The sequence below is a fragment of the Streptomyces longispororuber genome (assembly GCF_014656095.1).
Classification (GTDB): Bacteria; Actinomycetota; Actinomycetes; order Streptomycetales; family Streptomycetaceae; genus Streptomyces; species Streptomyces longispororuber.
Genome location: NZ_BNBT01000129.1, coordinates 1 through 26,429, shown reverse-complemented (window position 1 = coordinate 26,429; position 26,429 = coordinate 1). Strand labels below are relative to the sequence as shown.

General features: G+C 74.8%; 27 protein-coding genes and 1 tRNA gene. 9 read left to right on the top strand and 19 right to left on the bottom strand.

Annotated features, from left to right (window positions below; all coding sequences use genetic code 11):
• Positions 1–840, bottom strand: an 840-nt coding sequence (locus IE330_RS29450; protein ID WP_190139194.1) for a TerD family protein, incomplete at its 3' end; no start/stop codon positions are given.
• Positions 841–1,170: 330 nt separating this feature from the next.
• Here IE330_RS29450 and IE330_RS29445 point away from each other — a divergent pair.
• The 4 genes from IE330_RS29445 (at position 1,171) to IE330_RS29430 (ending at position 7,172) form a co-directional block, all read left to right on the top strand.
• Positions 1,171–2,337 (top strand): HpcH/HpaI aldolase/citrate lyase family protein, encoded by a 1,167-nt coding sequence (locus tag IE330_RS29445; protein WP_190139193.1) that lies wholly within the window; start codon positions 1,171–1,173, stop codon positions 2,335–2,337.
• Between the two features lie 215 nt (positions 2,338–2,552).
• A complete protein-coding gene (locus tag IE330_RS29440) occupies positions 2,553–5,615 on the top strand; it encodes a phosphoribosyltransferase (protein ID WP_229926012.1) in 3,063 nt (1,020 codons plus the stop codon).
• A 344-nt stretch (positions 5,616–5,959) separates the two neighbouring features.
• Positions 5,960–6,700, top strand: a complete 741-nt coding sequence (locus IE330_RS29435; RefSeq protein ID WP_308439057.1) for an HAD family hydrolase — start codon at positions 5,960–5,962, stop codon at positions 6,698–6,700.
• Positions 6,701–6,953: 253 nt separating this feature from the next.
• Positions 6,954–7,172 (top strand): FmdB family zinc ribbon protein, encoded by a 219-nt coding sequence (locus IE330_RS29430; RefSeq protein ID WP_190139192.1) that lies wholly within the window; start codon positions 6,954–6,956, stop codon positions 7,170–7,172.
• 110 nt (positions 7,173–7,282) lie between these two features.
• Here IE330_RS29430 and IE330_RS29425 read toward each other — a convergent pair whose 3' ends face one another.
• The 4 genes from IE330_RS29425 to IE330_RS29410 form a co-directional block, all read right to left on the bottom strand.
• Positions 7,283–8,266, bottom strand: a complete 984-nt coding sequence (locus IE330_RS29425; RefSeq protein ID WP_268257362.1) for a sugar kinase — start codon at positions 8,264–8,266, stop codon at positions 7,283–7,285.
• On the bottom strand, positions 8,263–8,952 hold the full coding sequence (locus IE330_RS29420) for a bifunctional 4-hydroxy-2-oxoglutarate aldolase/2-dehydro-3-deoxy-phosphogluconate aldolase (RefSeq protein ID WP_190139191.1): 690 nt from the start codon (positions 8,950–8,952) through the stop codon (positions 8,263–8,265). Before IE330_RS29420 ends, IE330_RS29425 begins: the two co-directional genes overlap by 4 nt.
• A 48-nt stretch (positions 8,953–9,000) precedes the next feature.
• On the bottom strand, positions 9,001–10,344 hold the full coding sequence (locus IE330_RS29415; RefSeq protein WP_190139190.1) for a hypothetical protein: 1,344 nt from the start codon (positions 10,342–10,344) through the stop codon (positions 9,001–9,003).
• Between the two features lie 413 nt (positions 10,345–10,757).
• Positions 10,758–11,561, bottom strand: coding sequence for a DUF4097 family beta strand repeat-containing protein (locus tag IE330_RS29410; RefSeq protein ID WP_190139189.1), 804 nt, complete (start codon positions 11,559–11,561; stop codon positions 10,758–10,760).
• A 186-nt stretch (positions 11,562–11,747) separates the two neighbouring features.
• Here IE330_RS29410 and IE330_RS29405 point away from each other — a divergent pair.
• Positions 11,748–11,819 (top strand) — tRNA-Val (locus IE330_RS29405).
• Between the two features lie 267 nt (positions 11,820–12,086).
• Here the strand turns inward: IE330_RS29405 and IE330_RS29400 are convergent.
• The 8 genes from IE330_RS29400 to IE330_RS29365 form a co-directional block, all read right to left on the bottom strand.
• Positions 12,087–12,431 (bottom strand): DUF6415 family natural product biosynthesis protein, encoded by a 345-nt coding sequence (locus IE330_RS29400; RefSeq protein ID WP_190139188.1) that lies wholly within the window; start codon positions 12,429–12,431, stop codon positions 12,087–12,089.
• Positions 12,428–12,826 carry a hypothetical protein gene (locus IE330_RS29395; RefSeq protein WP_190139187.1) on the bottom strand — a complete coding sequence of 133 codons (399 nt, stop codon included), beginning with the start codon at positions 12,824–12,826 and terminating at the stop codon, positions 12,428–12,430. Before IE330_RS29395 ends, IE330_RS29400 begins: the two co-directional genes overlap by 4 nt.
• A gap of 221 nt (positions 12,827–13,047) precedes the next feature.
• A complete protein-coding gene (locus IE330_RS29390; protein WP_190139186.1) occupies positions 13,048–13,890 on the bottom strand; it encodes a helix-turn-helix domain-containing protein in 843 nt (280 codons plus the stop codon).
• Positions 13,887–14,423: a DUF6879 family protein gene (locus tag IE330_RS29385; RefSeq protein WP_190139185.1), complete on the bottom strand. Its 537-nt coding sequence runs from the start codon at positions 14,421–14,423 to the stop codon at positions 13,887–13,889. Before IE330_RS29385 ends, IE330_RS29390 begins: the two co-directional genes overlap by 4 nt.
• A gap of 5 nt (positions 14,424–14,428) precedes the next feature.
• Positions 14,429–14,638: a hypothetical protein gene (locus IE330_RS29380; RefSeq protein WP_190139184.1), complete on the bottom strand. Its 210-nt coding sequence runs from the start codon at positions 14,636–14,638 to the stop codon at positions 14,429–14,431.
• Between the two features lie 273 nt (positions 14,639–14,911).
• Positions 14,912–15,439: a hypothetical protein gene (locus IE330_RS29375; protein WP_190139183.1), complete on the bottom strand. Its 528-nt coding sequence runs from the start codon at positions 15,437–15,439 to the stop codon at positions 14,912–14,914.
• A gap of 152 nt (positions 15,440–15,591) precedes the next feature.
• Entirely contained in the window at positions 15,592–15,870 is a 279-nt protein-coding gene (locus tag IE330_RS29370) for a hypothetical protein (RefSeq protein WP_190139182.1), read from the bottom strand.
• A gap of 293 nt (positions 15,871–16,163) precedes the next feature.
• A complete protein-coding gene (locus IE330_RS29365; RefSeq protein WP_190139181.1) occupies positions 16,164–16,514 on the bottom strand; it encodes a DUF8825 domain-containing protein in 351 nt (116 codons plus the stop codon).
• A 96-nt stretch (positions 16,515–16,610) separates the two neighbouring features.
• Between IE330_RS29365 and IE330_RS29360 the strand changes: the two genes are divergently transcribed.
• Entirely contained in the window at positions 16,611–16,835 is a 225-nt protein-coding gene (locus tag IE330_RS29360) for a DUF2277 domain-containing protein (RefSeq protein ID WP_190139180.1), read from the top strand.
• 178 nt (positions 16,836–17,013) lie between these two features.
• On the opposite strand, the gene IE330_RS29355 is transcribed toward IE330_RS29360, so the two are convergent.
• A complete protein-coding gene (locus IE330_RS29355; protein WP_190139179.1) occupies positions 17,014–17,619 on the bottom strand; it encodes a DedA family protein in 606 nt (201 codons plus the stop codon).
• 283 nt (positions 17,620–17,902) lie between these two features.
• Here IE330_RS29355 and IE330_RS29350 point away from each other — a divergent pair, with 283 nt between their 5' ends.
• A complete protein-coding gene (locus IE330_RS29350; RefSeq protein WP_190139178.1) occupies positions 17,903–18,442 on the top strand; it encodes a superoxide dismutase family protein in 540 nt (179 codons plus the stop codon).
• A gap of 122 nt (positions 18,443–18,564) precedes the next feature.
• On the opposite strand, the gene IE330_RS29345 is transcribed toward IE330_RS29350, so the two are convergent.
• The 4 genes from IE330_RS29345 to IE330_RS29330 form a co-directional block, all read right to left on the bottom strand.
• The gene (locus tag IE330_RS29345; RefSeq protein WP_190139177.1) at positions 18,565–19,017 is read right to left on the bottom strand and encodes a DoxX family protein; all 453 of its coding nucleotides are present in this window, start codon (positions 19,015–19,017) and stop codon (positions 18,565–18,567) included.
• A complete protein-coding gene (locus IE330_RS29340; protein WP_190139176.1) occupies positions 19,014–21,044 on the bottom strand; it encodes an FAD/NAD(P)-binding protein in 2,031 nt (676 codons plus the stop codon). Before IE330_RS29340 ends, IE330_RS29345 begins: the two co-directional genes overlap by 4 nt.
• A complete protein-coding gene (locus IE330_RS29335) occupies positions 21,002–22,888 on the bottom strand; it encodes an alkaline phosphatase D family protein (protein WP_229926013.1) in 1,887 nt (628 codons plus the stop codon). Before IE330_RS29335 ends, IE330_RS29340 begins: the two co-directional genes overlap by 43 nt.
• 97 nt (positions 22,889–22,985) lie before the next feature.
• Positions 22,986–23,633, bottom strand: a complete 648-nt coding sequence (locus tag IE330_RS29330) for an HNH endonuclease family protein (protein WP_190139175.1) — start codon at positions 23,631–23,633, stop codon at positions 22,986–22,988.
• A gap of 451 nt (positions 23,634–24,084) precedes the next feature.
• On the opposite strand from IE330_RS29330, the gene IE330_RS29325 reads away from it, so the two are divergent.
• On the top strand, positions 24,085–24,663 hold the full coding sequence (locus IE330_RS29325; protein ID WP_190139174.1) for a TMEM165/GDT1 family protein: 579 nt from the start codon (positions 24,085–24,087) through the stop codon (positions 24,661–24,663).
• A gap of 182 nt (positions 24,664–24,845) precedes the next feature.
• Positions 24,846–25,505, top strand: coding sequence for an HAD-IA family hydrolase (locus tag IE330_RS29320; protein ID WP_190139173.1), 660 nt, complete (start codon positions 24,846–24,848; stop codon positions 25,503–25,505).
• Between the two features lie 235 nt (positions 25,506–25,740).
• On the opposite strand, the gene IE330_RS29315 is transcribed toward IE330_RS29320, so the two are convergent.
• Positions 25,741–26,429: peptidoglycan-binding domain-containing protein (locus tag IE330_RS29315; protein ID WP_190139172.1), on the bottom strand; the 689-nt coding region annotated here is incomplete at its 5' end.

The window sequence follows — 26,429 nt, the reverse complement described above, 5'->3', positions numbered from 1 at the left end:
CGGGGCGGCGGGCGCGGGCGCGGCCTGCGGGTAGCCGTAGCCGGGCCCGGGCGCGGGGCGGCGGGCCCGCGGCTGCGGATAGCCGTACGCGGGCTGGGGCGCCATGACGGGCGCGGGCGGCGCGGCCGGGTACGCGGCGGGCTGCTGGGGCTGAGCCTGCGGCTGGGGCTCGGCGTGGGTCACGGGCTGCGGCGGCGGGGGCTGCACCGGCGCCGGCTGCGCGGGCCGCGGGGGCGCCGGCTGCTGGGGGCCGCGCGGCAGCGAGGCGTCCGGGGTCGGCTCCGGCACGGCCTCCGACTCGTCCACGACGATGCCGAAGTCGGTGGCGAGGCCCACCAGGCCGTTGGAGTAGCCCTCGCCCAGGGCGCGGAACTTCCAGCCCTCGCCGCGGCGGTAGAGCTCCCCGCAGATCAGCGCGGTCTCGGCGCCGGTCTGCGGGGTGATGTCGAAGTACGCCAGCGGCTCGGCGGCGGCGGTGGCCGCGGCGTCGTACAGCGAGATCCGCAGGCCGCGGACGCGCTCGAAGGGCACGTCGTCGGCGGAGGCGAGGAGCAGCACGCGGTCGACGGCCGGGTCCAGGCCCGCGAGGTCCGTCTGGACGGTGTCGGTCAGGCCCTCGGCGACGCGCTTCTTGCCCAGGCGCCAGACCTTGCCGGAGGGGTGGCGCGGCTGGTTGTAGAAGACGAAGTCCTCGTCGGAGCGCACGCGGCCGTCCGCGCCCAGGAGCAGCGCCGAGGCGTCGACGTCGGGGGAGCCCTGGCCGGGCGTCCAGCGCAGCACCGCGCGGACCGCGGCCGCCTCCAGCGGGACGTTCGATCCCTTCAACATCGCGTGCGTCATGCCGTCATCCTGCCTTCCTCGTCCCGGGCGGGACAACGTGGGGGCCGACAGGCCGTTCCGGACTCCGGTCTTCCCCGATCCGTCCGGCCCCAGACGCGTTCAGCCGACCGATGTCTTTCGGACACCTGCCCGACTTGATGTGGCTTGATCGGCATTGTCCTATGACATGCGACTGTGCCGGTGTGATGTGGAGGTGTGTGACGTGGCCGGGTTACCTGAATGTCATGCTCAGGGGGAACCTGGGGCACCCGGTCTTACGTACTATTACCGGCCAGTCCTCGGATCGCATCGTCGATGCGGGCGACCACAGGAGAATCCCAGGGGAACCCCATGCGTCACTTCGGGCACATAGCCCCAGAGGTGCGAGAGCGCCTCTTTCACCGGGAGCCGTGTGCCTTCACCGCGGACTCCTCGCCGCAGCTCCTCGCGGCGGCGCTCGGCGCCACGCTCTACAGCCCTGCCACCCGGCCGCACCTGGCCGACGACATCCTCAAGCAGGCCGGCCGTGGCGTGATCTCGATGGTCATCTGCCTGGAGGACTCCATCGACGACGCCGAGGTCGTGGGCGCGGAGGAGAACCTGGTCCGGCACTTCAGGGACCTCGCGGACCGCCCGGACGCCCGGCCGCCGCTGCTCTTCGTCCGCGTCCGCGGGCCCGAGCAGATCCCCGACCTGGCCCGCAGGCTCGGCCCCGCGATCCGGCTGCTCTCCGGCTTCGTGCTGCCGAAGTTCACCGAGGAGCGGGGCATCCCGTTCCTGGAGTCGCTCGCCGCCGCCGAGACCGCCACCGGGCGGCGCCTGTTCGCCATGCCGGTCCTGGAGTCGCCCCAGCTCCTGTACCTGGAGAGCCGCGCCGAGACGCTCGCCGGGATCGCCCGCGCCGTCGACAAGTACCGTGAGCGGGTGCTCGCCCTGCGCCTCGGCGTCACCGACTTCTGCTCCGCGTACGGCCTGCGCAGGCCCCCGCACATGACCGCGTACGACGTGCAGATCGTGGCCTCCGTCATCGCCGACGTCGTCAACCACCTCGGCCGCGCCGACGGCACCGGCTTCATCGTGACCGGGCCCGTGTGGGAGTACTTCCGCGTCCAGGAGCGGATGTTCAAACCACAGCTCCGGCAGAGCCCCTTCCTCCAGGTCCGCGCCGAGGAACTGCGCCGGGCCCTCATCGAGCACGACCTCGACGGCCTGCTGCGCGAGATCGAGCTGGACCGGGCCAACGGCCTGCTCGGCAAGACCTGCATCCACCCCTCGCACGTGCTGCCCGTGCACGCCCTCTCCGTGGTCAGCCACGAGGAGTACAGCGACGCGCAGGACATCCTCCGCCCCGAGCGGGACGGCGGCGGCGTGCTGCGGTCCGCGTACACGAACAAGATGAACGAGGTGAAGCCGCACCGCGCCTGGGCCGAACGGACCCTGCGCCGGGCGGAGGTCTTCGGCGTCGCCCGCGAGGACGTCGGCTTCGTGGAACTGCTCTCGGCGGGGCTGCGCGTCTGATGGGCCGCCGGGGGACGGACCGCGACGAAACGGTGCACCGGGGGGCGGGCCGCGGGGAAGCGGGCCGTGGGCAAGCGGCCCACCCGGAGGCGGGCCGTGAGGAGACGGACCGTGAGGAGACGGGCCGTGAGGAAACGATCCACCCGGGGACGGGCCGCCGGGAAGTGAAGCGCCGGGCCGCGGACCGCCGGGCGACCGTGAGGAACGACGTAAAGGTGACGAAGAACGTGGTGTGGTCGGGTACGTGGGTCGCCGAGCGGCTCGGTGTGGAGCTCGCCGGGGACGACGGGCTGCGCGAGCTGCTCGGGCTCGCGCTGCGGCGCAACCCCAAGCGCGCGCACCTGCTGGTGTCGAACGTGCTCGGCAAGCACGTGCCGCAGCGGCCGTCCGTGGTGCGCCGGTCCGGGTACGAGCTGGGCCTGCGGGTGCGGGAGCTGCTCGGCCCCGAGGAGGCCGCGCGGGCCGTCGTGCTCGGCTACGCGGAGACGGCCACGGCCCTCGGCCACTGCGTCGCCGACGGCCTCGGCGACGCCCCCTACCTGCACTCCACCCGCCGCCCCGTCGCGGGCGCGGAGCCCGCGGGCGGCTTCGAGGAGTCCCACTCGCACGCCACCTCGCACCTGCTGCTCCCCGAGGACCCGGCGCTGCTCGCCGGCGCGGGCGCGCTGGTCCTCGTCGACGACGAGTTCTCCACCGGCAACACCGTCCTGAACACCGTCCGCGCCCTGCACGCCCGCTACCCGCGCGACCGGTACGTCATCGTCGCCCTGGTCGACATGCGCGCCCCCGCCGACCGGCACCGCCTCGACGCCTTCGCCCGGGAGATCGGTGCCCGCGTAGACCTGGTCGCGGCGGCCTCGGGCACGGTACGGCTGCCCGACGACGTGCTGGAGCGGGGCAGGGCGCTGGTCGCGGAGCAGGAGGCACGCGCGGCGCGTGCGACGTGCGCGCCGCGTGCTGTAGGTGCGCCGCGTGCTGCGGGTGCGGCCAGCGCGGCTCAGGGCGTGCGGGGTGCGTGGGATGCGCGGGATGCGCAGTGTGGCCAGGACGCGCAGGGCGGTCAGGGTGGTCAGGGCGGCCAGAACGCTCAGGACGCCTCAGGCGCGCAGGGTGCGCGGGGCGCGCAGGGAGCGCAGGAAGCGCGGGCCGATCAGGACGCGCGGGCCGATCAGGACGCGCGAGCCGATCAGGACGCCGAGGGCGTGCAGGACGCCGAGGGCGCGCAGGAAGCCCGGGCCGATGAGGACGCGCGGGCCGCCCAGAGCGCGCAGAGCGCCCAGGACGCGCAGAACGCGCAGGCCGCCCAGGACGTCCAGGGCGCGCAGGCCGCCCAAGGCGCCCAGGAGGTCCAGGGCGCGCAGAACGCCCAGGCCGCCCAAGGCGCCCAGTGCACGCAGAGCACGCAGGAAGCGCAGGAAGCTCCGGCCGCGGCCGGAGCGGAGGCGGAGGCAGGGGTGTCCGTGCCCGTGCCCCGCCGGGAGCGGGCCCCCGTCACGCGCGTCGAGCTCGGGTGGCCCGAGGGCCTGCCCGACGGTGGTCGGCACGGCTTCACGCCCGCGCACCGCGCCCGCCTGGAGGCCGCCCTGCCCGGCCTGGCCGAGCGGCTCGCGCGGGCGCTGCCCGCCGGGGCCCGGCGGGTGCTCGTCCTCGGCTTCGAGGAGCTGATGTACGCGCCGCTCGCGCTCGGCGTCGCCCTGGAGGGCCGCCTCGGCACCGGCACGGAGGTCCGCTACTCCACCACCACCCGCTCGCCCGTCCTCGCCGTCGACGACCCCGGCTACGCCATCCGCACCCGGCTGGTCTTCCCCGCCCACGACGACCCTGCCGACGGCCCCGGCCACCGCTACGCCTACAACGTCGCGGGCGGCGGCTTCGACGCCGTCGTCGCGGTCGTGGACTCGGCCGCCGACACCCCCGCCCTGCACGCCCCCGACGGCCTGCTGGCCCAACTGGCCGCCCACACCGGGCACGTGCTGCTCGCTGTCGTCCCGTCCTACGCGCCCGCGCCCGCCTCACCCCCCGCCCACGCCCACGTCCCCCCGCCCGAACCGGCCCACCAGGAACCGCCCGTGCTGCCCGAACCGCTCCGCGGACCCGCCTTCTCCTCCTACGCGCCCGACGACGTCGGCTGGCTGCTGCAAGACCTCTCGGACGTGACGCTGGAGGCGCCCACCGAGGAGCGCGAGGAGGCCATCCAGAGCGGCGGCGCGCACTACGCGGAGTCGCTGCCCGTCGAGTACCAGCCGAGCGAGCGGTACCAGGAGCTGTTCCGGGCCGCGCTCGACGCGTCCGCCGCGCGCGTCGCGCTCGCGGTCGGCACCGTCACCGAGACGGTCCTCGCCGAGCGGGGCCACGCCCCGGCGCGGGACGGGGACCGCCCGGGCGGCCCGGGCGGCCCGGGCCGCCCGGTCCTCGTGTCGCTCGCCCGCGCGGGCACGCCCGTCGGCGTCCTGATGCGCCGCTGGGCCCGGCAGCGGCACGGCCTCGACCTGCCGCACTACGCCGTGTCGATCGTGCGTGGCCGCGGCATCGACGCCAACGCGCTGCGCTGGCTGGCCGCCCACCACGATCCGGCCGACGTCGTGTTCGTCGACGGCTGGACCGGCAAGGGCGCCATCACCCGTGAACTGGCCGAGGCGATACGGGAGTTCGAGCAGGCCGAGGGCGTCTCCGGGTTCAGCCCGGAGCTCGCCGTCCTCGCCGACCCGGGCTCGTGCGTGCGTACCTACGGCACCCGCGAGGACTACCTCATCCCCTCCGCCTGCCTCAACTCCACGGTGTCCGGGCTGATCTCGCGCACCGTGCTGCGCGCCGACCTCGTCGGGCCGGACGACTACCACGGCGCGAAGTTCTACCGCGAGCTCGCGGACGCCGACGTGTCCCGGGACTTCGTGGCGGCGGTCGCCGCGCGCTTCGACGAGGTGCGCGAGGCCGTGGACGTCCAGGTCAAGGAGATCCTGTCCGCCGACCGCACCCCCACCTGGGAGGGCTGGGCGGCCGTCGAGCGCATCAGCGAGGAGTACGGCATCCACGACGTGAACCTCGTCAAGCCCGGCGTCGGCGAGACCACGCGCGTGCTGCTGCGCCGCGTGCCGTGGAAGGTCCTCGCCCGGGCCGGAGCGGGCGCCGACCTCGACCACGTACGGCTGCTCGCCGCGCAGCGCGGCGTGCCCGTCGAGGAGGTGGACGACCTCCCGTACACCTGCGTGGGACTGATCCACCCCCGCTACACCCGCGGGGCGACCGGCGCAGACGGCAAGGCGGTGACCGACGCGTGAGCGCCTCGCCGCCGTCCTCCGCGAACCCGTCGCCGCCGCCCGGGCTCGCTGGGCAGCCGCCGCTCGATAGCGCTGTGCCTCTGCCGTCGGGGGACGCTGCGCCCCTGCCATCGGGTGCCGTCCCGCCGTCGTCCGGGGCCGCTGTGTCGGTGCCCTCCGGTGCCGTCCCGCCGTCGCCCGGACCCGCTGTGCCGCTGTCCGGGCTTGCTGCGCCGCTGCCCTCCGGAGGCGTCCCGCAGCCGACCGGTGCCGTCCCGCCGCCCGGCGCCGCGCCGTCCGTCGCGCTCGTCGCCAGTGATCTCGACCGCACCCTCATCTACTCCGCCGCCGCGCTCGGCCTGCGCATGCCCGACGCGGAGGCGCCCCGGCTGCTGTGCGTCGAGGTGTACCAGGGCAAGCCGCTGTCGTACGTCACCGAGGCCGCGGCCGGGCTCCTCGCGGAGCTGGCGCGGGCCGCGGTCTTCGTCCCCACCACCACCCGCACCCGCGAGCAGTACGGGCGCATCCACCTGCCCGGCCCCCCGCCGAAGTACGCGATCTGCGCGAACGGAGGGCACCTGCTCGTCGACGGCGTCTCCGACCCCGCCTGGCGGGCCGCCGTCGACCGGCGCCTCGCCGCGGACTGCGCCCCCCTCGACGAGGTACGCGCCCACCTGCTGCGCACCGCCGACCCGGCCTGGCTGCTCAAGGAGCGCGTGGCCGAGGACCTGTTCGCGTACCTGGTCGTCGAGCGGGCCCTGCTGCCGGACGGCTGGGTCAAGGAGCTCGGCGCGTGGGCGGACGAGCGCGGCTGGACCGTCTCCTTGCAGGGGCGCAAGGTGTACGCCGTGCCCCGGCCGCTCACCAAGAGCGCGGCCATGCGCGAGGTCGCGCGGCGGGTGGGGGCCGGGGTGACGCTGGCCGCGGGGGACTCCCTGCTCGACGCCGACCTGCTGGCGGCGGCGGACCTGGCCTGGCGGCCCTCGCACGGGGAACTGGCCGACACGGGGTGGGCTGCGCCCGGGCTCGTGGTGGTCCCCGAGGCCGGGGTGGCGGCGGGGGAGGAGCTGCTGCGCCGCTTCCTGGCCGCGGCGCGCGGGGCCTAGCCCTCGCGGGGGCGCCCCAGTCCCGCCCCTTCCCGTAACCAAGGGGCTCCGCCCCCTGAACCCCCGAAGATCGCGCTGACGCGCTCGTCCTCAAACGCCGGACGGGCTGAATGATCCCCGACGCGGCCAGTTCCAGCCCGTCCGGCGTTTGAGGACGAGGCCGAAGGCCGATAAAGGCGGGGTCCAGGGGCGGCAGCCCCTGGTTACGGGAAGGGGCGGGATCGGGGCGTGCCACGCGGCGTAACCTGTCCGCATGCCTCGCTACGAATACCGCTGCCGCTCCTGCGGCGACACCTTCGAACTGAGCCGCCCCATGGCGGAGTCCTCCGCCCCGGCCCCCTGCCCGGCCGGGCACGCGGACACCGTCAAGCTCCTGTCGACCGTGGCGGTCGGCGGCACCTCCGCCGCACCCGCGCCGCGCGCCGGGGGCGGTGGCGGTGGCGGCTGCTGCGGTGGCGGCTGCTGCGGCTGACGACGACAGAGGGGCGCAAGGGACGAAGAAGGGGAAGGGGACAGAGGACAGGGGGCAAGGACAGGAGAAGGGGACAGAGGACAGGGGGCAAGGAGAGGGAAAGCGCGCGCTCAGCGGAGCACGTCGTCCTCGCCCCCGAGCAGCCCCAGCTCCGCCCGCGTGGGCGCCCCCTCCCAGTCGCCGCGCGAGGCGACGGCGAACGCCCCGGTGGTCACCGCCCGTTCGAGCCGCGCCGCGACACCGGCCCCGTCGAGCAGCGCGGACAGGTACCCGGCCACGAACGCGTCCCCGGCCCCCACGGTGTCGACGGCCCGCACGGGCACCGCAGGACGGTGCACCGGGGCGCCCCCGTCCCCGTACGCGGTGGCACCGCCCGCGCCCAGCTTCACGACGACCTCGGAGACGCCCAGACCGAGCAGCCGGTCGGCCTGCTCCTCGGGGTCCGGGGCGGGCCCGTCCGGCGGCAGGCACAGCGGCAACTCGTCGGCCGAGGCCACGAGTACGTCGACGTACGGCAGCCAGGGGCGCAGGAAGGCGCCCGCCACCCGCCGACTCCACAACCGGCCGCGGAAGTTGACGTCCAGGCAGACCGGCACCGCGTGGTCGCGGGCGAGGCGCAGGGCGCGCTCCCAGGCGGCGCGGGCGTGCTCGCCGAGCGCCGGGGTGACCCCGGTGAGGTGCAGCAGGCGCGGCGGCGCGGCGGTGAAGGCCCGCTCCACGGCGTCCGCGCCGAGGCGTGAACCGGCCGACCCGGAGCGGTAGTAGTGGACCCGCGTCACCTCCGGCAGGCGCGCCTCGAAGAGGATCAGGCCGGTGGGCGCGTGCGGGTCGCGATGGGCGGCGCCGACGTCCACGCCCTCGGCGCGCAGCGTCCGCAGCACCAGTTCGCCGGCCTCGTCGTCGCCGACGGCACCGGCCCAGCGGACGCCGTGCCCGAGCCGGGCGAGCCCGACGGCCACGTTCGACTCGGCGCCCGCGACGGACACCGTCATGGCCCCGCCCAGCCTCAGCGGCCCGTCACCGCGCAGGGCGACCATGGTCTCGCCGAAGGTGAACACGTCAGGGGTGCCCGCCCCGGAGGCCTCCCGGTTCACCCGCACACCTCCACGAACCGCTCCGCGCGCCGCCGCAGCGCGTCCAGGTCGCCGCCGTCCGCCGCGTCGCCGACGAGCGGGGAGCCGACGCCCACCGCGACCGCGCCCAGGTCCAGGTACGCCTGGGCCGCGTCCGCGTCCACGCCGCCGACCGGTACGAACGGCAGGTCGGGGAAGGGGCCCCGCAGCGCCTTCAGGTAGTCGGGGCCGCCCGCCGCCGACGCGGGGAAGACCTTCAATGCGGTCGCTCCCGCTCCGGCCGCGGCGATGACCTCGGTGGGCGTGAGCACCCCGGCGAGCACCGGCAGCCCCAGGCCGATGGCGGTCGCGACGCCCGGGCCGAGGCCGGGCGTGACGATCAGGTTGGCGCCCGCGTCGGCCGCCCGCCGGGCGTCGGCCTCGGTCACGACCGTGCCCGCGCCGAGCCACGCGTCCGGACCGAGCTCGCCGCGCGCCCGGCGCAGCACGCCCAGCGCGTCGGCGCCGCTCAGCGAGACCTCGACCAGGGGGACACCGGACTCGACGAGCGCCATGACGGTACGGAACGACGCCTCCGGGTCGCGCCCGCGCACGATGGCGAGCAGCCGCCGGGCCCGCAGAACGGTCAGAAACCCGGCCGTACCGTCGGCGCGCCTGCCATCCCCGTTGTCCTCAGCGTCATCAATGTCGTCAGTGTCATCGATCATGCGCCCAGACTCGCACAGGCGTCCGGCAGGGATCTCCGGCACGGGGGCTCACACGGCGCCCTGGCCCCGCTCCTCGCGGATCTGCGCGACCACGCGCGCGGCGGCCGAGCGCACCGCTTCCATCTCGGTCAGGAAGTGCCAGTAGTCGGGGTGACGGCCCTCCAGGGCGTCCACGGCACGGTCCAGGCGGGCCACCGCGTCGTCCAGCGGGCGGGCGTGGCGCGGGTCGGGCCGCTGGCGGCCCGCCATCGCCAGGCGCTGGGCGTCGCGGACGGCGAACCGGGTGCGCTCGATCTCCGCCCGCGGGTCCTTGGCGACCTCGTTCAGGCGCCGCAGCCGGTCCCCGGCGGCGGACACCGCCTCGTCGGTGGAGTCGAGCAGCGCCCGCACCGTCGACAGGAGCGCCGTCGCGTCCGGCCACCGCTGCTCCTCGCGGGCCCGCTGCGCCTCAGCCAGCCTGTTCTCCGCCTGCCGTACGGTCTCGGCGGCCTGGTCCGGCACGCGCTGGAGGTCCTGCCAGCAGGCGGCGGTGAAGCGCCGCCGCAGCTCGCTGAGGACCGGTTCGACCTGCTCGCTGCGGGTGGTCAGGGCCTGAGCGCGGGTCCGCAGCGACACCAGGCGCCGGTCGATCTCGCGGGCCCGCTCGGGCAGCCGCTCGGCCTCGGCGCGCACGGCCTCGGCGTCGCGGGCGACCCGGTCGGCCCGCTGCAGCGTCTCGGCGACGCCGTGCCGGCCCGCGCCCTGGTTGAGCTTGGTCAGCTCGGGCCCGAGCGCGGCGAGCCGACCCGCGAGGTCGTCGGCCTTCAGGCCCGCGCCGCGCACCGCGTCGAGCGCGCCGGTCGCCGCCAGGAGCGTCTGCCGGGCCCGCTCCACGGCCGGGGCGAGCCGGGCGAGCTGTGTCTCTGCCTTGTCGACCAGCGGCCCGAGCCCCTGCGCGAACCGGTCCAGGTCCTGCTTGGCACGGCCGAGGGCGTCCTTGGCCGCCGTCAGCTCGGTCCGCGCCCGGGCGGCGGCGGACGCCTCCAGGTCGTCCCGGTCCAGGTCGTAGGCGTCGACGGCGGTGATGTACTGGTGGCTGACCTCGTCGATGCGCCGCCCGAACGCCTCGAAGTCCGCCGCGGCCTTCCGCGCGGCGGGCGAGGAGTCGACGGCCACGATCGTCTCGATGGAGATCCGCAGATCGCGCTGGGCGCTGTCCAGCTCGTAGAACGCGGCCGCCGCCGCGTCCTTGGCGGCCTGCGCCCCGGCCCGCGAACTCTCCCCCCGCCCCCCGAACCACCGCCGCGTACCGCCCCCGGCAAAGGCAGCGGGCACGACGGCGCCCAGCAGAGGCAGCGGCAACAACACCAGAGCCAGCACATCCACGACAGCACCCCGAAGCGGCGCGAGCACCCCTCGACGGCGTGCGGCGGCGGACGATCCACCAGCGGGCAGCCCGGCGCGGTCATCGGTGCCCCCGGGCCGCACGGCAGCGCCCCGAAGGGGCGCGGGGAACGGCGCGAGCAACCCCCGACGGCCCGCGGCGGCACACGAATCACCAGCGGGCAGCCCGGCACCGGGCGGAACGCCAGGAACAGCAGTGGGCGGAACGCCAGGAAAGGCAGCGGGCGAGACGCCAGAAACAGCGGGCGAGACCCCAGGAGAGCCCCCCGACCCCTGCGGCGGCGGGGCAGCCGGTGTGGCCCGCGTGCCGCACATGCGTGGCTGCGCTGGTGTCGCCGTCACTGTCCCTCTCCCGTGCTGTCGTCCGCCCTGCCCGGCCGGTCTCACATTCTCCCACCGGTGAGGACGAACACACAGGGCGGTCAGTTCGCGGGCCGCACCGTGATGTTGCCGTCGACACTGCGCACGGACACCTGGTGCGGGCTGCGCCCGGCGCGCGGCACGGACACGTCGACGCCGCCGTCGACACTGCGGGCGTCCACGCGGTACGTGGCCTCGGGCAGCCCGAGGGTCACGGACCCGTCCCGGCTGTGCGCACGCACCCGGTCCGGCACGGCGTCCAGTTCGAGGCGTACGGAACCGTCCTGCGAGCGCGCGCTCACCCGCTTCGACGTGACGCGCTCGGTACGCACGGACCCGTCGACGCTGCGCAGGTCCAGCGGCCCGCTGGAGTCCCTGACGGTGACGCCGCCGTCGGCCGAGCGCACCGTGAGCGGCTCCCGGAACCCGTCGGCGGTCACCTTGCCGTCGCGGTTCAGCAGGGTCACGGCGACGCCGCGCGGCACGACGACGCGGTGCTTGGCGGAGCAGTTGGCGATGAGCCCGCCGCACTTCGTGCGGAAGGTGAGCCGGTCGCCCGCGGCGTTCTGCTTCCAGGTGACCTTCGGGCTCTCGCCGAACACCGTCCGCCCGTCGAACCACCGCGTCACCCGTACGTCCTTGACGTCGTCCGACACCACGACCTCCAGGGCGGAGTCGTCGCTGTCGACGGTCAGGCTGTGTCCCGGCAGGGTGAACGACCGCCGCTCCGGCGTCTTGTCGTCGTCGGCGCTGGCCCCGCACGCGGCGACGAGCCCGCACACGGCCACCGTCGTGCCGACGCCGACGAGGAGCCGTACCCCTCGCGTACGGCGCGGACCCGGACGACGGCTGTGGACGGTGCTCATGACGCTCTCCCCTTCGAACCCCACGCGGCCCTCGCCGCGTGCGCACTCCGACGGTAGGAAGAAGCCGTGGTCCGGGGCATCCGGGCCGCTCCCGGATCCGAGGTGGGGGTAGCCCCCCTGCCGGGCGGGGGTCCGCACGGGTTTGCGGCGCACCGCCACCGGCAAGGTAGGCTGTCGACTCATTCCGGGCGCGTAGCTCAGGGGTAGAGCGTCGCCCTTACAAGGCGAATGTCGGCGGTTCGAAACCGTCCGCGCCCACCGGTGAAGCAAGCAGGTCAGCGGCCCTTCGGGAGTTCTCCCGGGGGGCCGCTGCCGCGCCCGGAGCCGCTCCGGCTCATCGCCGACGCCTACGACGCCCCGCCCGCGGCCCTGGCCCGCCGACCGGCGGCCCCTCGCGCGGACACGGCCCCGCGTGCCACACCACACGGGCCCCGGCCCCGGACGGAGAGTCCTTCGCGCAGGAGGCGACCGGCTCGCCGGGCCGGATCGGCCGATCGCAGCGCCAGCACAGCAGCGCACCCGCACTCACACCCCCACCTCACCCTCGGCCGGGTACACGGACAGCGCGCGCAGATGACGGGCGAGCTCTCCCACACGCAGGGCTGCGGCCATCGGCCCGACGCGCAGGTCGGGCTCCTCACCCTTCGCCTCCAAAGCCGCACGCGCGTCGTCGACGACCTGGAGATGCCGATACCAGTCCCGGCTACGGACCGCCGCCGCGGCGGCAGCCCGCTCCGCCCCGGGCAGACGCAGCCGGATCTCCGCGACGAGACGCCGATGCACCTCGGCGGTCTCCGCGGCGGGAGGCAGCGTCCTGCCGGCCTCGCCGGCCGCCGCGAGCAGCTCGTCGAGCTGCCTGGTGGTCGTCATGAGCGTGTCCCCACTGCGATGGTGTCCGAGCCTGCCCACGCGGCGAGCGCCCGCAATACGACGGCGAGGCGGCGGTCACCGAGGGGCAGCACGCGGTCGAGGAGGACCTGCCGCCCGAGCGCGATGGCGAGCACGACCTCCACGAAGGCGTACGCGACGCCGTCCAGCTCCAGCTCGGTCAGACGGAGGGAGAGGTGCGTCCAGTCCGCCCGTACGCCGTCGTCGGCCTGCGCCACGAGGACCCGCTGTACGGCGGGGCGGGCCAGCAGCTCACGCTCCTGGAGGAGCGCGGCCACGGCGATGCGGTCGAGACCCTCGGCGGCCCAGGCCCGAAGCCGTTCCTCGACGGGCGCGGGCCGGGGCCGGGGCGGGGTGTGGTCGTGGTGCACGGTCATCCGCATGCCTCCGCGGAAAGTCTCGGGCCGGCTCCTCGAGGTCCCGGAACGTCGCGTACGAGGTCCGGTCGGGAGGAGCAGGTGGCCGGCCAGGCGTCGGCGTCGCGACGGGCGGCGCGCGTCGGTGCGTCCATGACCAGCACCGTAGAGAGGCCGATTGCGTGCCCGTTGACCGATTGCGCAGGATTGCGCACGCGGTATCCGTGGTCGCAGGGGATTGCTCACGTGAGGTCGAGCGCGGCCCGGGCCCGGCCGATCAGCCGATGCGCCTGGTGGTCGAAGGCCGCGGCCTCGTACATGAGGTTCCACATGCGCCGGTAGAACGCGACATCATCGGAGGAGTCGAGCCACAGCTCAGCGTTCCACGTGTCGGCGACGACGAGACGCTCGTCGATGATCCAGAACCCGTGCTTCGGGGAGAAGGGCGTCCGAGCGCCGAGCGGGATGACGCCCAGCGTGACGGTGTCCAGCCCAATGAAGCCCGACAGGCGGGTGAGTTGGGCAGCCATGGCCTCCGGCGGGCAGCGTACGACGTACAGGGCCGCCTCCCAGATCAAGGCGTGGAAGCGGTGGCCTGGCTCGTACACCGCTTCCTGGCGCTTCATCCGCGCCCGGACGCCCTCCTCGATGTCCCGGCGCGTACCGAGCCGGTCGGACACGTCGGACAGGACTCCCCGCGCGTACTCGGAGGTCTGGAAGATGCCGGGGATGATCCCGGACTCGAAGAGGTGGATGGTCTCGGCCTGTGCCTCCTGGACGACGTGGCGCTCCTGCACCGCGCGATGGCCGGCGGCCAGCTCACGGCGCCAGCTTCGGTAGGCGGTCTCCAGCGCGCGCAGGCCGCGCTGCAACTCGTCGGCGAGTTCCGGGTGTCCGGCCGCCCGCGCCCATGCCGCCACGTCGGCGTCGGACGCTGTCTGCTTGCCGTTCTCCAGGCGCGAGACCTTCGAGCGTTGCCACCCAAGGCGCTCCGCGAACTCCTTGCCGTTCAGCTCCGTCTCGGTGCGCAGCTCACGCAGCCGCGCACCGAGCGCTTCACGGGACTGCTGGTAGTCGGTGCTCACGCACCAGAAGCTATCTGCCGCAGAAACTCCTCGCGCCTGTTCGCGTGATGCCAGGCGGCATCCCGGACCTGGCAGTACTCCACGATGCGAGCGGGGTCGACGACGAGTTCAGCGCCGAGGTAGCCGTCGGCGTCGTCGAAGTGGAGGACCAAGGCGCGTGCGGAGTCGAAGAGCCAGAAGTCCAGGGAGGGCAGGCCGATCCGCTCGGCGTCGGCCCGCCACAGGTTCCGGATGTCCTCTCCGGCTGCGTTGTTCGCGGCGGCTCCCGCCAGCAGGTACATCTGCTCGCGAGTGGGCGGCTCATCCACGATCCGTACCCGCTCGATGCGCTTGCCCTGGCGGGTCTGCGCCCTCACGTTGAGGCACCATGGGCGCTCCAAGTCGTCGGGAACCTCTCCGTTCTCGAGATAGTGGCGGTACTTGTCGCTCGCCCGGTCGGAGCCGTAACCGCGTCGGGTCTCCAGGCGCCAGGCGGTGTGCTCGAACGCTTCGAAGTAGCTGCCGAACGTGCTGTCGTCGATGAACTCGGCCACGCGTGCTACTCCTCCGGGCTGAAGCGGGTGAGCAGGGCGCGAGGCACACGCACGAAGGACTCGCCCTCGAGGACGTTCTGGACCTGGGCGAGGTCTTCGGGGTCGGTGACGGTGTACCCCTGCACGACGATGTCACCGGTTGCCATGTCCTCGTACAGGGTGGGGCACTTGCCGTCGTCGCTGGTGGTGCCGAGCATGCGGAGCTGTAGTGCCATCGTGAGGATCTCCTTCGGTCCGATCACGGTGAGGTGCCAGGATGGGCCTCATGGCTGTTGTGCGCGGAGCGGTTGCGCGGAATTGCGCAGGAAGGACCGAAGGTGAGGGGTGGTTGCGCGCAATCATCTCCACCGCTGCGGCCCGGTGACGGCTGTCGGTGTCACTGCCTGCGCCAGCAGGCATGCCCCACACCGTGCACCCTGCCGCAGCGGTGCACGAGGACATCCGCGCTCACCGGTACGGCAACAAGACGGTGGCTCCCGCGGGTGTCCTCAGGGCTTCCGGGACGCCGTCGGCCCGTCCTCGCGCAGGACCGCCTCCGCGTTCTTCAGGGCGCGGGCGCGGAGTTGGCGCCACGTGGTGAGGTCCGCTCGGTGTGCGGCGCGGACCTCGGGCAGGGGGCGGTGGGCGGCCGCGGCCTCCGGCTCGAGGTTGTTCACCACCGTCGACACCCGGAACCAGCGCTTCTGGTCGCCGTACAGCGCGCGTTGCGCGGCCGCCAGGCAGCCGTCGGTGTGGGCGCGTACGACGTGACCCGTGGACAGCCTCAGGGACAGCTCCGTGCGGCCGGTGCCGAACAGGGCCCTGGCCACGCGGTCGCGCTCCGCGGTGGACGGCGGGCGGTCGCCCGGGCGCGGCGGCGTGAGGCCCCGCCGGGCCAGGCAGCGGTCGGTGAGCCGCTGCTGCGCGGCCCTGACCACGTCGTCCGGGGCGGGTGCGGGCGGGCGGGGAGCGGGGGAGGCGCAGCCGGCCGCCGCGAGCAGGAGGAACGGTACGCAGACCAGGGCGTGCGGGCGCATGGGCAGGCTCCCCGGGGTGGGCGGTGCAGGGTGCCTGCCCAGGCTCCCCGCCAGCCGGTGCGCCAAGCCCCGCGCCACCCGGACCGGTGATTAGTCGTACCGGCGGCCGCCTTGCCGCACCGGTGCGTAGGCGGGCCGGGCGCCGCCCTACGTCACCGGCGGGGGTGCGGCGTCGGGTGCGTGCGGCGGTACCTGCGGTCCCAGCGCTCCTGGCGGGCCCGGCGGATGCGGTAGTCCCGGTAGCTGGCGGGCGTACTCATGCCGCCGGTGCCGCCCGCGACCCCGCCCCGCGGGGCGCCGCCCTGGACGGTGGCGCGGTCGTGGCGGCGCACCAGGAAGTACGCGATGGCCGCGGCGACCAGCCACAGCAGGGGAGCGTTGAAACCGAGGACGATCAGGACCAGGAGCAGGGCGATCGTCAGGATGTACATGGGCGTACCTCCGCACGCTGGGCGCGGGGGCTGGGCGCGACGTCATGGACGGTGGCGGATCCGCGAGGAAGGGAGCGGGGCGGACCCGGAAGCGCGAGCCGTGACGTCGTCGCAGGGGCGTACGAGGGCGCGTCCGGCTCTCGTACGGGGAGTCAACGCCCGCCGCGAGCGCGTGTCAATGCTTGGGGGGCTCGTCGGTGCTCATCGGTGCTCGGTGCCGCTCGTATGTGCTACGTCGGTGGTGCGCTGCCCCGCCCTTCCGCCGGAGGCCCGGCGGGACTCCTCGGTGGCCGTCACGGCCCCTCGGGTGGCGGGGCCTCGTGGGCGTGCTTGAGCCTCATCCGGGTGTCCACCGCCTCCGGTCCCGAAACCTGCTCCCAGAAGCGGTGGCACGTCACGAACACCGCCAGCTCGCGCTCCCGCGCGCGCAACTTCTCCACCTCCGCCTGTTCGTCGGGCGTCCAGCCCGGCGAGGCCGGGCGCTCCAGCTTGCGCCAGCCGTGGTCGTCGCTGAAGCCGTCGTGCGGTTCGACGCACCACGGCAGGCGGCGCAGCAGGGCGTGCAGCTCGGACCTGACCTGGTGCAGCTCCTCCTGGGCGGCCAGGAGGTCGGCGGGGAACTCATGCGGGGGTGACTCGGGCACGCCGTAATGCTACTCCTGTTCGAATTTGGTGCGCGAGTGACGCGCGGGCCGAACGGGGGGTTCTCGCCGGGGGTGGGGACGCGCGAAGCTGGAGGCATGTGCCGCAGCATCAAGACGCTCCGCCCGCCCGTCCTGCCGCAGGAGGCCACCGAGGACGAGATCCGGGCGGCCGCGCTCCAGTACGTCCGCAAGGTGTCCGGGTTCCGGGAGCCCGCCGCGCACAACCGGGAGGTGTTCGAGCGGGCGGTCGACGCGGTGGCCGAGGCGACGCGGGCGCTGCTCGCGGGGCTCGAGGTGCGCGGGGCCGCGCGGCGGGGTTAGCCCTCGCGGGGCGCCCCGCTGTGCCCATGAGCGCGCTCCGCGCGCGGGCGCCCCTTTCCCGAAACCAGGGGCTGTCGCCCCTGGACCCCGCCCTTTCGTCTGGGGCTTCGCCCCTTTCCCCCTTGTCGGCGCTTCGCGCCTCGTCCTCGAACGCCGGACGGGCTGAAGATCCCGTCCGTCAGGCCGGGCGGCGGACCAGGTACGCCGCGCCCGCGCCCGCGGCGACGAGGGCCAGGACCGAGACGCCCGTCGCGAGCCAGGTCGCGCCGAGCCACTGGCCGCCGAAGTAGCCGAGCCCCACGCTGTAGCCGGCCCAGGCGACGCCCGCCAGGGCCGACCACGGCAGGAAGTCACGCTTGCGGCGGTGGGCCGCGCCCGCGCCGAGGGAGACGATCGACCGGCCGGCCGGGGCGAAGCGCGCGATGACGACGAGGACGCCGCCCCCGCGCGAGAGGGCCGTGCCGAGCCGCTCCTGGGCGCTGGTCAGGCGCCGGGAGCGGGCGATGGCCCGGTCGAGGCGTTCGCCGCCGCGCCAGGCGAGGCGGTAGGCGACGAGGTCGCCGAGGACCGACGCGGTGGCCGCGCACAGCATGAGGAGCAGGATGTCCGGCACGTCGTGCGGGACCCGCCCGGTGCCGGAGCCCGCCGCGGCGGCGGCCGTGGCGGCCGTGATGACGAGCACGCCGCTCGGCAGCAGCGGCAGGAACACGTCGAACAGGACCGAGAGCGCCACGACCGCGTAAATCCATGGGCTCGCGGTCAGCGCCCCCACACTCTCCAACACCCGAACTCCCCGTAATTCCCCGGTCGGCAACTCATCGCCGCGCTTTCGCGGGGAGCGGCGGGTGGCGGCCTGACGACAGCGGTACAGCGTACGCCGGGCTGTCGCCCGTAGATCCACGGGGGGCTCAGATGTTCGCAACGTCACGTTCATGAACGCGTCCCTCCGTTTCCCCGCCGGGCCCACGCGTACCGGCGTACGGTGGTGAGCGCTCCACAGGAACGGAAACGAACAGTGACAGAGCGCCCCAAAAGGGCCTGACCTGGGGATACAAAGGAGCTTGGCCATGGTGGCAGGAGTGCTGACCTCGGCCGTGGCGGCGGCTGTGCTCGCCGCGAGCGGTACCACCGGCGGGACGGACAGCGTGGAGGTCCGCGCGCAGGGGCGGTTCGCCCCGCCCGCGGCCTTCGTGACGCCGTCCGCGATCACGTACGACCAGAAGCTCGTGCCGGCGGGCTCGTGGATCGAGGTGACCCAGCACAGCGACCGGAAGGGCACGAAGGTCCAGTTGCGGGTCAAGGGCTTGAAGGCGGGCTACGCCTACGGCGTGCACGTGCACCAGAAGCCGTGCGGCGCGGACCCGATGGCGGCCGGCGGGCACTACCAGAACAAGCCGTCGCAGGACCCCGGTGACGTCAATCCGGACAACGAAGTGTGGCTGGACTTCACCGCACAACCGAACGGCTCCGGCCGGTCGTCGGCGTACCACGACTGGGGATTCCGGCGCGGTGAGGCGGCGTCCGTCGTGCTCCACCGCGAGCAGGGCGGCGCCGGGGCGCGGCTCGCGTGCTTCAGCGTGCCGTTCGCGCCGTCGCCGGGCGCGTGACGGCGTAGCCGCGCGGCCGCGTCACCGGGCGTGGTGACGCGGCCGCACCGCACGACAGTGCCCCCTGGTCGTACCGGAGGACCGGTACGGCCAGGGGGCACGCGTGTCGCGGGCGGCGCGGGTCAGGCGGCGACGGTGGCGCGCTCGGCGTCCGCGGACTTCTGCTCGCCGCGCGCGGAGGCGATGACGCGGTCCAGGCCGAAGGCCCCCGAGCCGGTGAAGACCAGGAGCAGCAGCGCCCAGCAGAACATGGCCGAGGCCTCGCCGCCGTTCTCCATCGGCCACAGCGCCTCGGGCTGGTGGACCTTGAAGTAGGCGTACGCCATCGAGCCCGACGAGACGAACGCCGCGGCCCGGGTGCCGAGGCCGAGCATGACCAGGGCGCCGCCGACGAGCTGGATCACGGCCGCGTACCAGCCCGGCCAGGTGCCCGCGTCCACGGTGGCGCCGTTGCCGTCGATGCCGCCGAACGCCCCGAAGAGGGAGGACGCGCCGTGGCAGAAGAAGAGCAGGCCGACGACGATGCGGAAGAGGCCGAGGGCATAGGGCTGGGCGCTGTTCAGCCGCTCAGTCATGGTGGGGGACTCCTTCGGTCGGGTTCGGTTGGGGACGGGAACCGATCGAGCCCCAAGATTAGGTTTGCCTCAGCAGTACTTGCAACTTCAACATCTGAGTGTTTCATGAGAATCCCCTGTATTCGGCCGTCCCGCGCGCCCCTGACCGCACGGGTTCCGGCCGGAACCGCCGTCCGCAGCGCGGCCCGCGCCACCGCGTCCGCGTCCGCCAGCGTCACCGAGTCGACGCCCGGCCGCGCCCCGGCGGCGGTCACCCAGTGCACGCCCTCCGTCGGCACCCCGAGCGCGAACCGCCGGGGGTGGGCCCGGCCGTCGCGGTCGAGCAGCCGGTAGGGGCGCGGGGTCACGTCGAGCCCGCCCGTCTCGTAGCCGTCGACGCGGTGCGGGCGGCACTGCCCGGACCGCAGCAGCTCCGCGAGGAGCGCGTCCTCGGTGCGCCGTACGTCCGGCTCCGGGAGGCGCGCCTCCACGAGCGTGGTCACCCGCACCCCGGAGCCCGGCACCTCGGGCGACCACGCGTGGAACGCCCCGCCCTCGGCCCGTACGCGCAGGCGCGGGCCGACCACCTCGACCACGCCCGCCTCGACGAGCGCCGTCAGCTCCTCGACGCGGCGGCGGGGCGGCCCGATGGACAGGTAGGCGTTGAGCGGGGTGTACCAGCCGTCGAGGTGGTCGCGGCGCGAGCGGCCCGCCACCCCGCCGTGGTCCACGGTGAGCCGCAGCTCGTTGCGCAGGTCCCGCAGTACGTCCAGGGCGGCCTTCAGCGGGCCTGCGACGTTGCCGAGCGCGGCCTCGGCCGCGTCCCGGCGCAGATGGTTCAGCAGCCAGGCCCGGAAGTCGCCGGGCGAGCCGAAGACCCGCCCCTCGTACGGGCGCGCGAGGCGGTGCCAGGACCAGCGCTCGGCCTCCGGTATCCCGTACGCGGTCAGGAGCGTGGCCTCCTCGGGGTGCCCGTGGGGGACGTCGAGGAAGCGGGCGCGGAACGTCCGCGCCCGCCCGGGTGTGGAGCGGGCGCTCAGCAGCGCCGCGTAGTGGACCGTCTCCACCTCCTTCGCCACCAGCGGCCAGATCTCGGCCAGGAAGTCCGGCGCGTCCCCGCTGTCCGCGCGCTTGCGGAAGCGGGCGATCACCTCGGGCGTGAGCAGGGCGGCCCGGTGCCGCCCGTAGGGGCCCTTGGCGTTGTCGCCGCGCGCCTGGTACGGCACGCCGCGCCGGGACCCGGCGTACAGGCGCGGCTCGGCGCCCGAGGGGAGGTAGCGCCGGGTGCCGTCCGGCGCCCGGACGAAGCGGCCGCCGCGGCCCTCGGTCAACAGCGCCACGTGGTCGAAGAAGTTCAGGCCGAGGCCGCGCAGCAGCACCGGCTCGCCGGGGGCGAGTCCGGTGAGGTCGACGTCGGCCGGGTTGGCGGGCGGCACGTGGCGCAGGCCGTGGCGGGCGGCGTACGCCGACAGGTCCGCGAGGGGGCGGTCGGGCGCGGTGGGCAGATGGCCCTGGGCCAGGACGACGGCCGAAAGTCCGGTCAGGGAGCGCGAGTTGTCGAGGTCGAGGGTCTGGAGGCCGCCGTCCGCGTCGGCCAGGCGCACCGCGCGGGCCGCGTGCGTGACGACGCGGACCGTGCCGGGGGCGGCGCGGACGGTCCGGGCGAACACCCACTCCAGATAGCGGCCGTAGTCGGCACGCGTCGGGTAGTCGTCCGGACCCAGGCCCGGTACGTGCCCCCGCGCCGCCCACGCGTACAGGCTCGGCCCCGGCCGGACGGGGCCCGAGCAGTCGACGCTGTCGTCGGTGAACAGGGTGACCTGCGAGGCCACGGTGTTCATCAGGAGCTCGGGTGGCTGGGAAGTGCGCCAGACGCGGCCGGGGCCCGGGGGCGCGGGGTCGACCACGTGGACCGTCAACGGCGTGCCGGGCCCGAGGAGTTCGGTGGCGGACGCGCACAGGCGCTCCAGGACGCTGGTGCCGCGGGGCCCCGCGCCGACGACGGCTATCGCGGGGGTGGGGGGTGCGGCGGGTGCGGCGAGGGACAAGCGGAGGCTCCCTTGGCGGTCGGGGTGCGTGGGGGAAGCGGACGGTCCGCATCATGCCCGCCGGGGCACCGCCGCCCCGCCGCTTTCCCGAAACTGGGCCGGGGTCCGCCCTGCGCGACTCCATCGGGCCCCGGCCCGGACCCCGGCGCACCGTGCCGCGCCCTACGCGCCGCTCCCGCCCGAGGAGGAGATCTCCCGCGACGCGACGTCTCCAGGCCTCCGCCGCGCCGGGCCTGTTCGAGGACCAGCGTGGCCTCGCGGCCCCGCAGCGTCAGCGTCATCAACTGGTTGCCGAACCAGGGGCCGCCCGTCCTGCGCCAGGTGATCCCGGCGGGCGCGAGCCTCCCGTGGCGGGTGAACAGGCGGCTCAGGGCGCGCCCCGCGCGGCTCCAGCCGAAGCGGAAGCCGACCCGGATCGAGGCGGGGATGGAGTTGTGCACCGGGGAGCAGGCGAGCTGGAGGACGCGCGCGTCCGGGCCGCGGCCGTCGGGCCAGGCGGGCTCGGCGACGTAGGCGTGGTGGACGTCGCCGGACAGGACGGACACCGTGGCCGGGGCCCCGGCGCCCGTGCCCGCCTCGGCGACCAGGGCGGACAGCGCGTCGAACGACGCCGGGAACGCCGACCAGTGCTCCAGGTCCGCGCGCCGCCGCAGCCTCTCGCCGAACCGCGCCCAGCGGGCGCCGCGCTCGCCCCGGCACAGCGCGGCGTTCCAGCCCTCCGCGGCGTGCACGAGGTGCGGGAGCAGCCACGGCAGGGAGGTGCCGATCAGCAGGTGGTCGCAGTCGCCGTCCAGGGCCTGGGCGCGCAGCCAGCGCGCCTCCTCGGGGTCGAGCATCGCGCGCCGGTCCTCGGCGAGGACGCGGGCGGCGCGGGTGTCGACCATGAGCAGCCGCACCCGGCCGAAGTCGCGGCGGTAGCTCCAGCGGACGGCCGCGGGCTCGGCGTCGGCGCGGGCGGCGAAGGCGCGCAGCGCGTCGGTGCCGTCGGGCGTCGCGCGCACGGCGGCGTACAGCTCGTCGCGCTCCAGCTCGGCGGGCGGCACGTTGCCCAGGTGCTGGTACACCCAGTACGACATCAGGCCGCTGAGGACCCGCTCGCGCCACCAGGGCGTGGCCCGCATCTCCGCCAGCCAGGAGGCGCTGGTGTTCCAGTCGTCGATGACGTCGTGGTCGTCGAAGATCATGCAGCTCGGCACGGTGGAGAGCAGCCAGCGCACCTCGGGGTCGAGCCAGGACTCGTAGTAGAGGTGGGTGTACTCGGCGTAGTCCGCCACCTGGTCGCCGGGCGGCTCGGACAGGTCGCGGCGGGCGGCGAGCCAGCGGCGCGTGGGCTCGGAGACCTCGTCCGCGTACACCTGGTCGCCCAGGAGCAGCAGCACGTCGGGGCGCGGTGCGGCGGGGTCGGCGGCGATGCGGGCGGCGAGGGTGTCGAGCGCGTCCGGGCCGATGGGGTCGTCGCCGCCCGGGCGGAGCCGGGCGCCGGGGGAGGGGTCGTGGTCCTCGGCGGGCGGCGCGGCCCACCGGCAGGAGCCGAAGGTGACGCGGAGGGTGTCCGGCGCCTCCGGTGGCGTGCGGATGGTGCTCGGCGGGTACGGCGACCCGGGCAGCGGCCAGACGCCGCCGCCGTCCAGGGTCACCTCGTACGCGGTCTCCGTGCCCGGGGCCAGGCCGGTGACCGGGACGAGCGCGTAGTGGTGCCCGGCGACCTGGAAGGTGCGGGACGCGCCCGTGGCGCCGTCCGCGCACCGCACCTCGGCCGTGCAGGGGCGGTCGGCCTCGACCCACACGGTCGCGGTCCGCCCGTCGGCGTATCTCAGCAGTGGGCCAAGGAGCAGCCGTGCCACAGTGATCACCCTCCTCCGTCGCCCCGTACGGTACGGAACGACGGAGGCGGGCGGGACGGTTCCGCGCAACCGGCGCGCAACCGGCCGGGAAGAGGCGTCAGCAGCCGTTCAGGACGGCGGCGAGCTTGCTCTTCTCGGCCGCGTCGACGCTGAGGCCGTAGTGCTGCTTCACGTCCACCCACATGCGCGCGTAGAAGCAGTGGTACGAGGCGACCGGCGGCATCCACTCGGCGGGGTCCTTGTCGCCCTTGGCCTGGTTGACGTTGTCGGTGACCGCGATGAGCTGCGGCCGGCCGAGGTCGTTGGCGAAGCCCTGGCGGCGGGCGGTGGTCCAGGAGTTGGCGCCGGACTTCCAGGCCTCGGAGAGCGGGACGACGTGGTCGATGTCGACGTCGGAGGCGGCGGACCAGGTGGCGTTGTCGTACGGCGACTTCCAGGTCCCGGAGACGGCGGCACAGCTCCCGTCCTGCTGGACGCCGCTGCCGTCGCGCTCGAGGACGGTCTCGCGGGTGTTGCAGGCGCCGGACACCGTCGACCAGTGCGGGAACTTCTCCCGGCTGTAGCCGTCCGAGGAGCCCTCGGCGCGGACGGTGAGCTGCCCCAGGTACGTACGGGCCGTCGCGGCGTCGACCGGGGTGGGCGGGGCGGCGTGGGCAGGGGTGCCGGACAGCAGGGTGGCGGCCGAGGCGAGGGCGGCGACGGCGGCCAGGGCCGCGACGCGGTGACGCGCGTAGACGAAGGACATGCGAACTCCGATGCAGTGGGGGGACGTTGACCACTCGGGCGTGGCCAGGCTGGCGCCGTGGGGTGGCCGGAAGGTGTGCGCGCGGTGACAGGGTCGCGTCAATCAGGTGCCCGGGGCAAGGGGTCCGGCGGTATGTCACGGCTTGTCATGGGGCGGGTCCCGGGCCCTCCCGGGGGGACGAAAGTCCCTGTTCAGGGGTGTGCCGACATCACGTACGATGGACGGTGCAGAAGGGGAGTAGCTCTTCGCCGGACCGTCGACACACTGCTCAGTGCGAACTGAGCCGGCGCCCGGAGGCGGCCCGCCGGACGGCGGGTGGCCAGCGAGACCTTCGGCAGAGCAGTGCCCGCGTACACACCCGTGTGCGTCGCCGCGCGCTGCCGTGCCGAGGTGTCGTACGCGAAGGCTGCTGCGAAGCTCTCGGTGGGGCGGCCCGACCGATTGAGGAACCTTGATCAGCTTGAGTGTGACGGCGCTCGTCTTCGGCGTCGTCTTCCTTGCCGAACTGCCCGACAAGACGGCCCTCGCCGGGCTCGTGCTCGGCACCCGCTACCGCGCGAGCTACGTCTTCGCGGGCGTGGCCGCGGCCTTCACGGTGCACGTGGTGCTCGCCGTGGCGGCGGGCAGCGTCCTGACCCTGGCGCCGCAGAGGCTCGTGCACGCCCTGACCGGCGTGCTGTTCCTCGGCGGGGCCGCGATGCTGCTGATGAAGAAGGACGACGACGAGGAAGAGGTCAAGGCGCCCAAGGACCAGAGCTTCTGGCGGGTCTCCGGGGCGGGCTTCATGCTCATCCTGGTCGCGGAGTTCGGCGACCTGACGCAGATCATGACGGCGAACCTGGCCGCCCGCTACGAGGACCCCCTGTCGGTCGGCGTCGGCGCCGTCCTCGCGCTCTGGGCGGTCGCCGGGCTCGGCATCGTGGGCGGCAAGGCCCTGATGAAGCGGGTGCCGCTGTCCCTCATCACGAAGATCGCGGCGCTCCTGATGCTGGGTCTCGGGGCGTGGAGCATCTACGAGGCGGTGGCGTGACCGCCGTGGCCGCCCTGTGGTGGGGCAGCTCAGCTCCCCCTCCTGACCTGCATTGTTGCTGCATGCAGCCTTGTTTTGTACCGTGAAGAAACAAAGTGGCTCCGCCCGTACTCCCTGACCGGCGGGCGGAGCCGCCTTGTCTCTCTCGCTGTGCGGGTCCCCTTCGCCCTTGGAGTACGCCGATGACGGCCGTGACCGAACTGACCGCCCGAGCCCTCCTCCTGGACATGGACGGGACCCTCGTCAACTCGGACGCCGTCGTCGAGCGCTGCTGGCGCGACTGGGCGGCCCGCCACGGCCTGGACGGCGACGAGGTGATGCGGGTCGTGCACGGGCGCCAGGGGTACGCCTCCATGGCCCTGCTGCTGCCCGACCGGCCCATGGCGGAGAACCACGCGGAGAACCGCGAGATGCTCGCCCGTGAGACCGCCGACCTGGACGGCGTCGTGCCCGTGCCGGGCGCCCCCGCGTTCCTCGCCTCCCTCGCAGGGCTCCCGCACGCCCTGGTGACCTCCGCCGACGTCGCGCTCTCCACCAACCGCATGGCCGCCGCGGGCCTGCCGATGCCCGCCGTGCGGATCACCGCCGAGAGCGTCGCGGCCAGCAAGCCGGACCCCGAGGGGTTCCTCAAGGGCGCGGCCGAGCTGGGCTTCGACCCCGCGGACTGCGTGGTCTTCGAGGACTCCGGGGCGGGCATCGAGGCGGGGCTGGCCGCGGGGATGCGGGTCGTGGGGGTCGGGAGCAGGGCCGTGGCGTACGGGCCGACGCTGTGCGTGGGCGACCTCACCGAGGTGAGGGTCGCCGCCGGGGCCGGCGGGGGGCTGCGGCTCGTCTTCGGCTGACGGGGCCCTTCGCTCTCCGCCCGTTCCCTTTTGTCTTTCTTCAGTGCCCCCCCCGGTCGGTTGGCGCCGTCGGGGTGTGGAGTGCTGCCGTCTGCGGGTTGTTGGTGGCTGGGCGCGCAGTTCCCCGCGCCCCTTCGGGGCGCTGGTGTGCGGGGCACCCCGCGTCCCTTCGGGGTGCTGGTGTGGGGGCGCCTCGCGTCTCTTTGGGGCGCTGGTGTGCGGGGTGGTTTCGCGGTCAGGGAGTTGTCTCCGCCTCCAAGGTGCGGCGGGTGGTCGGGCCGTAGGTGCCGGGTGGGTCGTCCAGGATGCCGCGGGCCCACTGGTAGCGGGCGACGGCGTCGGCCACGGCCGCGGTGTAGAGGCCGTCGCCCGGGCCCACGTAGAGGGACAACTGGCGCAGCCGTGACTGGAGTTCGGCGACCGCCTCGCCGCGGTCGCCCAGGCGCAGCGTGCCCGGGGACGGCGTGCGGGTCGGTGACGGGAGCGACGGCAGGTCCACCCGGCCGGTGGCGCGGGCCGTGGTCCGGGTCGGCGACGTGGCGGGCGCGTGCCGCGCCGAGGTCGTCGCCGACGGCGAGGCCGACGGGGACCGCGACGCCGAGGGGGTCGGGCTCGGGCGCGCCGAGTGCGAGGGGCGCCCGGCGCGCGGCGCGGGCCGCGGCAGGGGCTCGGCGGACACCCGGGCGGCGGGTTCCTCCGGCGGCGGGTCGTCCGTGGTGGCCGTCGTGTCCGGCAGGGCCCGCTCGGAGCCGCCGCCGTCGCGCTCCCAGAACATCCCGGTGGCGAACACCGCCGCCGACGCCACCAGCGCCCCCGCCCCCGCGAGCAGCCCGGTACGGCCCCGCCGCGGCGCCCTGCGGGACCGCCTGCCCGCGGGCGCGGCGGGCGGCGCGTACGCGGGCCGGGGCCCCGGCGGCAGCGGCG

Excerpts from the sequence above, each read along its gene's own strand:
- IE330_RS29445 (WP_190139193.1), top strand. The coding sequence starts at position 1,171 with ATGCGTCACTTCGGGCACATAGCCCCAGAGGTGCGAGAGCGCCTCTTT.
- IE330_RS29435 (WP_308439057.1), top strand. The coding sequence starts at position 5,960 with ATGCCCGACGCGGAGGCGCCCCGGCTGCTGTGCGTCGAGGTGTACCAG.
- IE330_RS29430 (WP_190139192.1), top strand. The coding sequence starts at position 6,954 with ATGCCTCGCTACGAATACCGCTGCCGCTCCTGCGGCGACACCTTCGAA.
- IE330_RS29420 (WP_190139191.1), bottom strand. The coding sequence starts at position 8,952 with ATGATCGATGACACTGACGACATTGATGACGCTGAGGACAACGGGGAT.
- IE330_RS29410 (WP_190139189.1), bottom strand. The coding sequence starts at position 11,561 with ATGAGCACCGTCCACAGCCGTCGTCCGGGTCCGCGCCGTACGCGAGGG.
- IE330_RS29400 (WP_190139188.1), bottom strand. The coding sequence starts at position 12,431 with ATGACGACCACCAGGCAGCTCGACGAGCTGCTCGCGGCGGCCGGCGAG.
- IE330_RS29395 (WP_190139187.1), bottom strand. The coding sequence starts at position 12,826 with ATGACCGTGCACCACGACCACACCCCGCCCCGGCCCCGGCCCGCGCCC.
- IE330_RS29380 (WP_190139184.1), bottom strand. The coding sequence starts at position 14,638 with ATGGCACTACAGCTCCGCATGCTCGGCACCACCAGCGACGACGGCAAG.
- IE330_RS29375 (WP_190139183.1), bottom strand. The coding sequence starts at position 15,439 with ATGCGCCCGCACGCCCTGGTCTGCGTACCGTTCCTCCTGCTCGCGGCG.
- IE330_RS29370 (WP_190139182.1), bottom strand. The coding sequence starts at position 15,870 with ATGTACATCCTGACGATCGCCCTGCTCCTGGTCCTGATCGTCCTCGGT.
- IE330_RS29360 (WP_190139180.1), top strand. The coding sequence starts at position 16,611 with ATGTGCCGCAGCATCAAGACGCTCCGCCCGCCCGTCCTGCCGCAGGAG.
- IE330_RS29350 (WP_190139178.1), top strand. The coding sequence starts at position 17,903 with ATGGTGGCAGGAGTGCTGACCTCGGCCGTGGCGGCGGCTGTGCTCGCC.
- IE330_RS29345 (WP_190139177.1), bottom strand. The coding sequence starts at position 19,017 with ATGACTGAGCGGCTGAACAGCGCCCAGCCCTATGCCCTCGGCCTCTTC.
- IE330_RS29330 (WP_190139175.1), bottom strand. The coding sequence starts at position 23,633 with ATGTCCTTCGTCTACGCGCGTCACCGCGTCGCGGCCCTGGCCGCCGTC.
- IE330_RS29320 (WP_190139173.1), top strand. The coding sequence starts at position 24,846 with ATGACGGCCGTGACCGAACTGACCGCCCGAGCCCTCCTCCTGGACATG.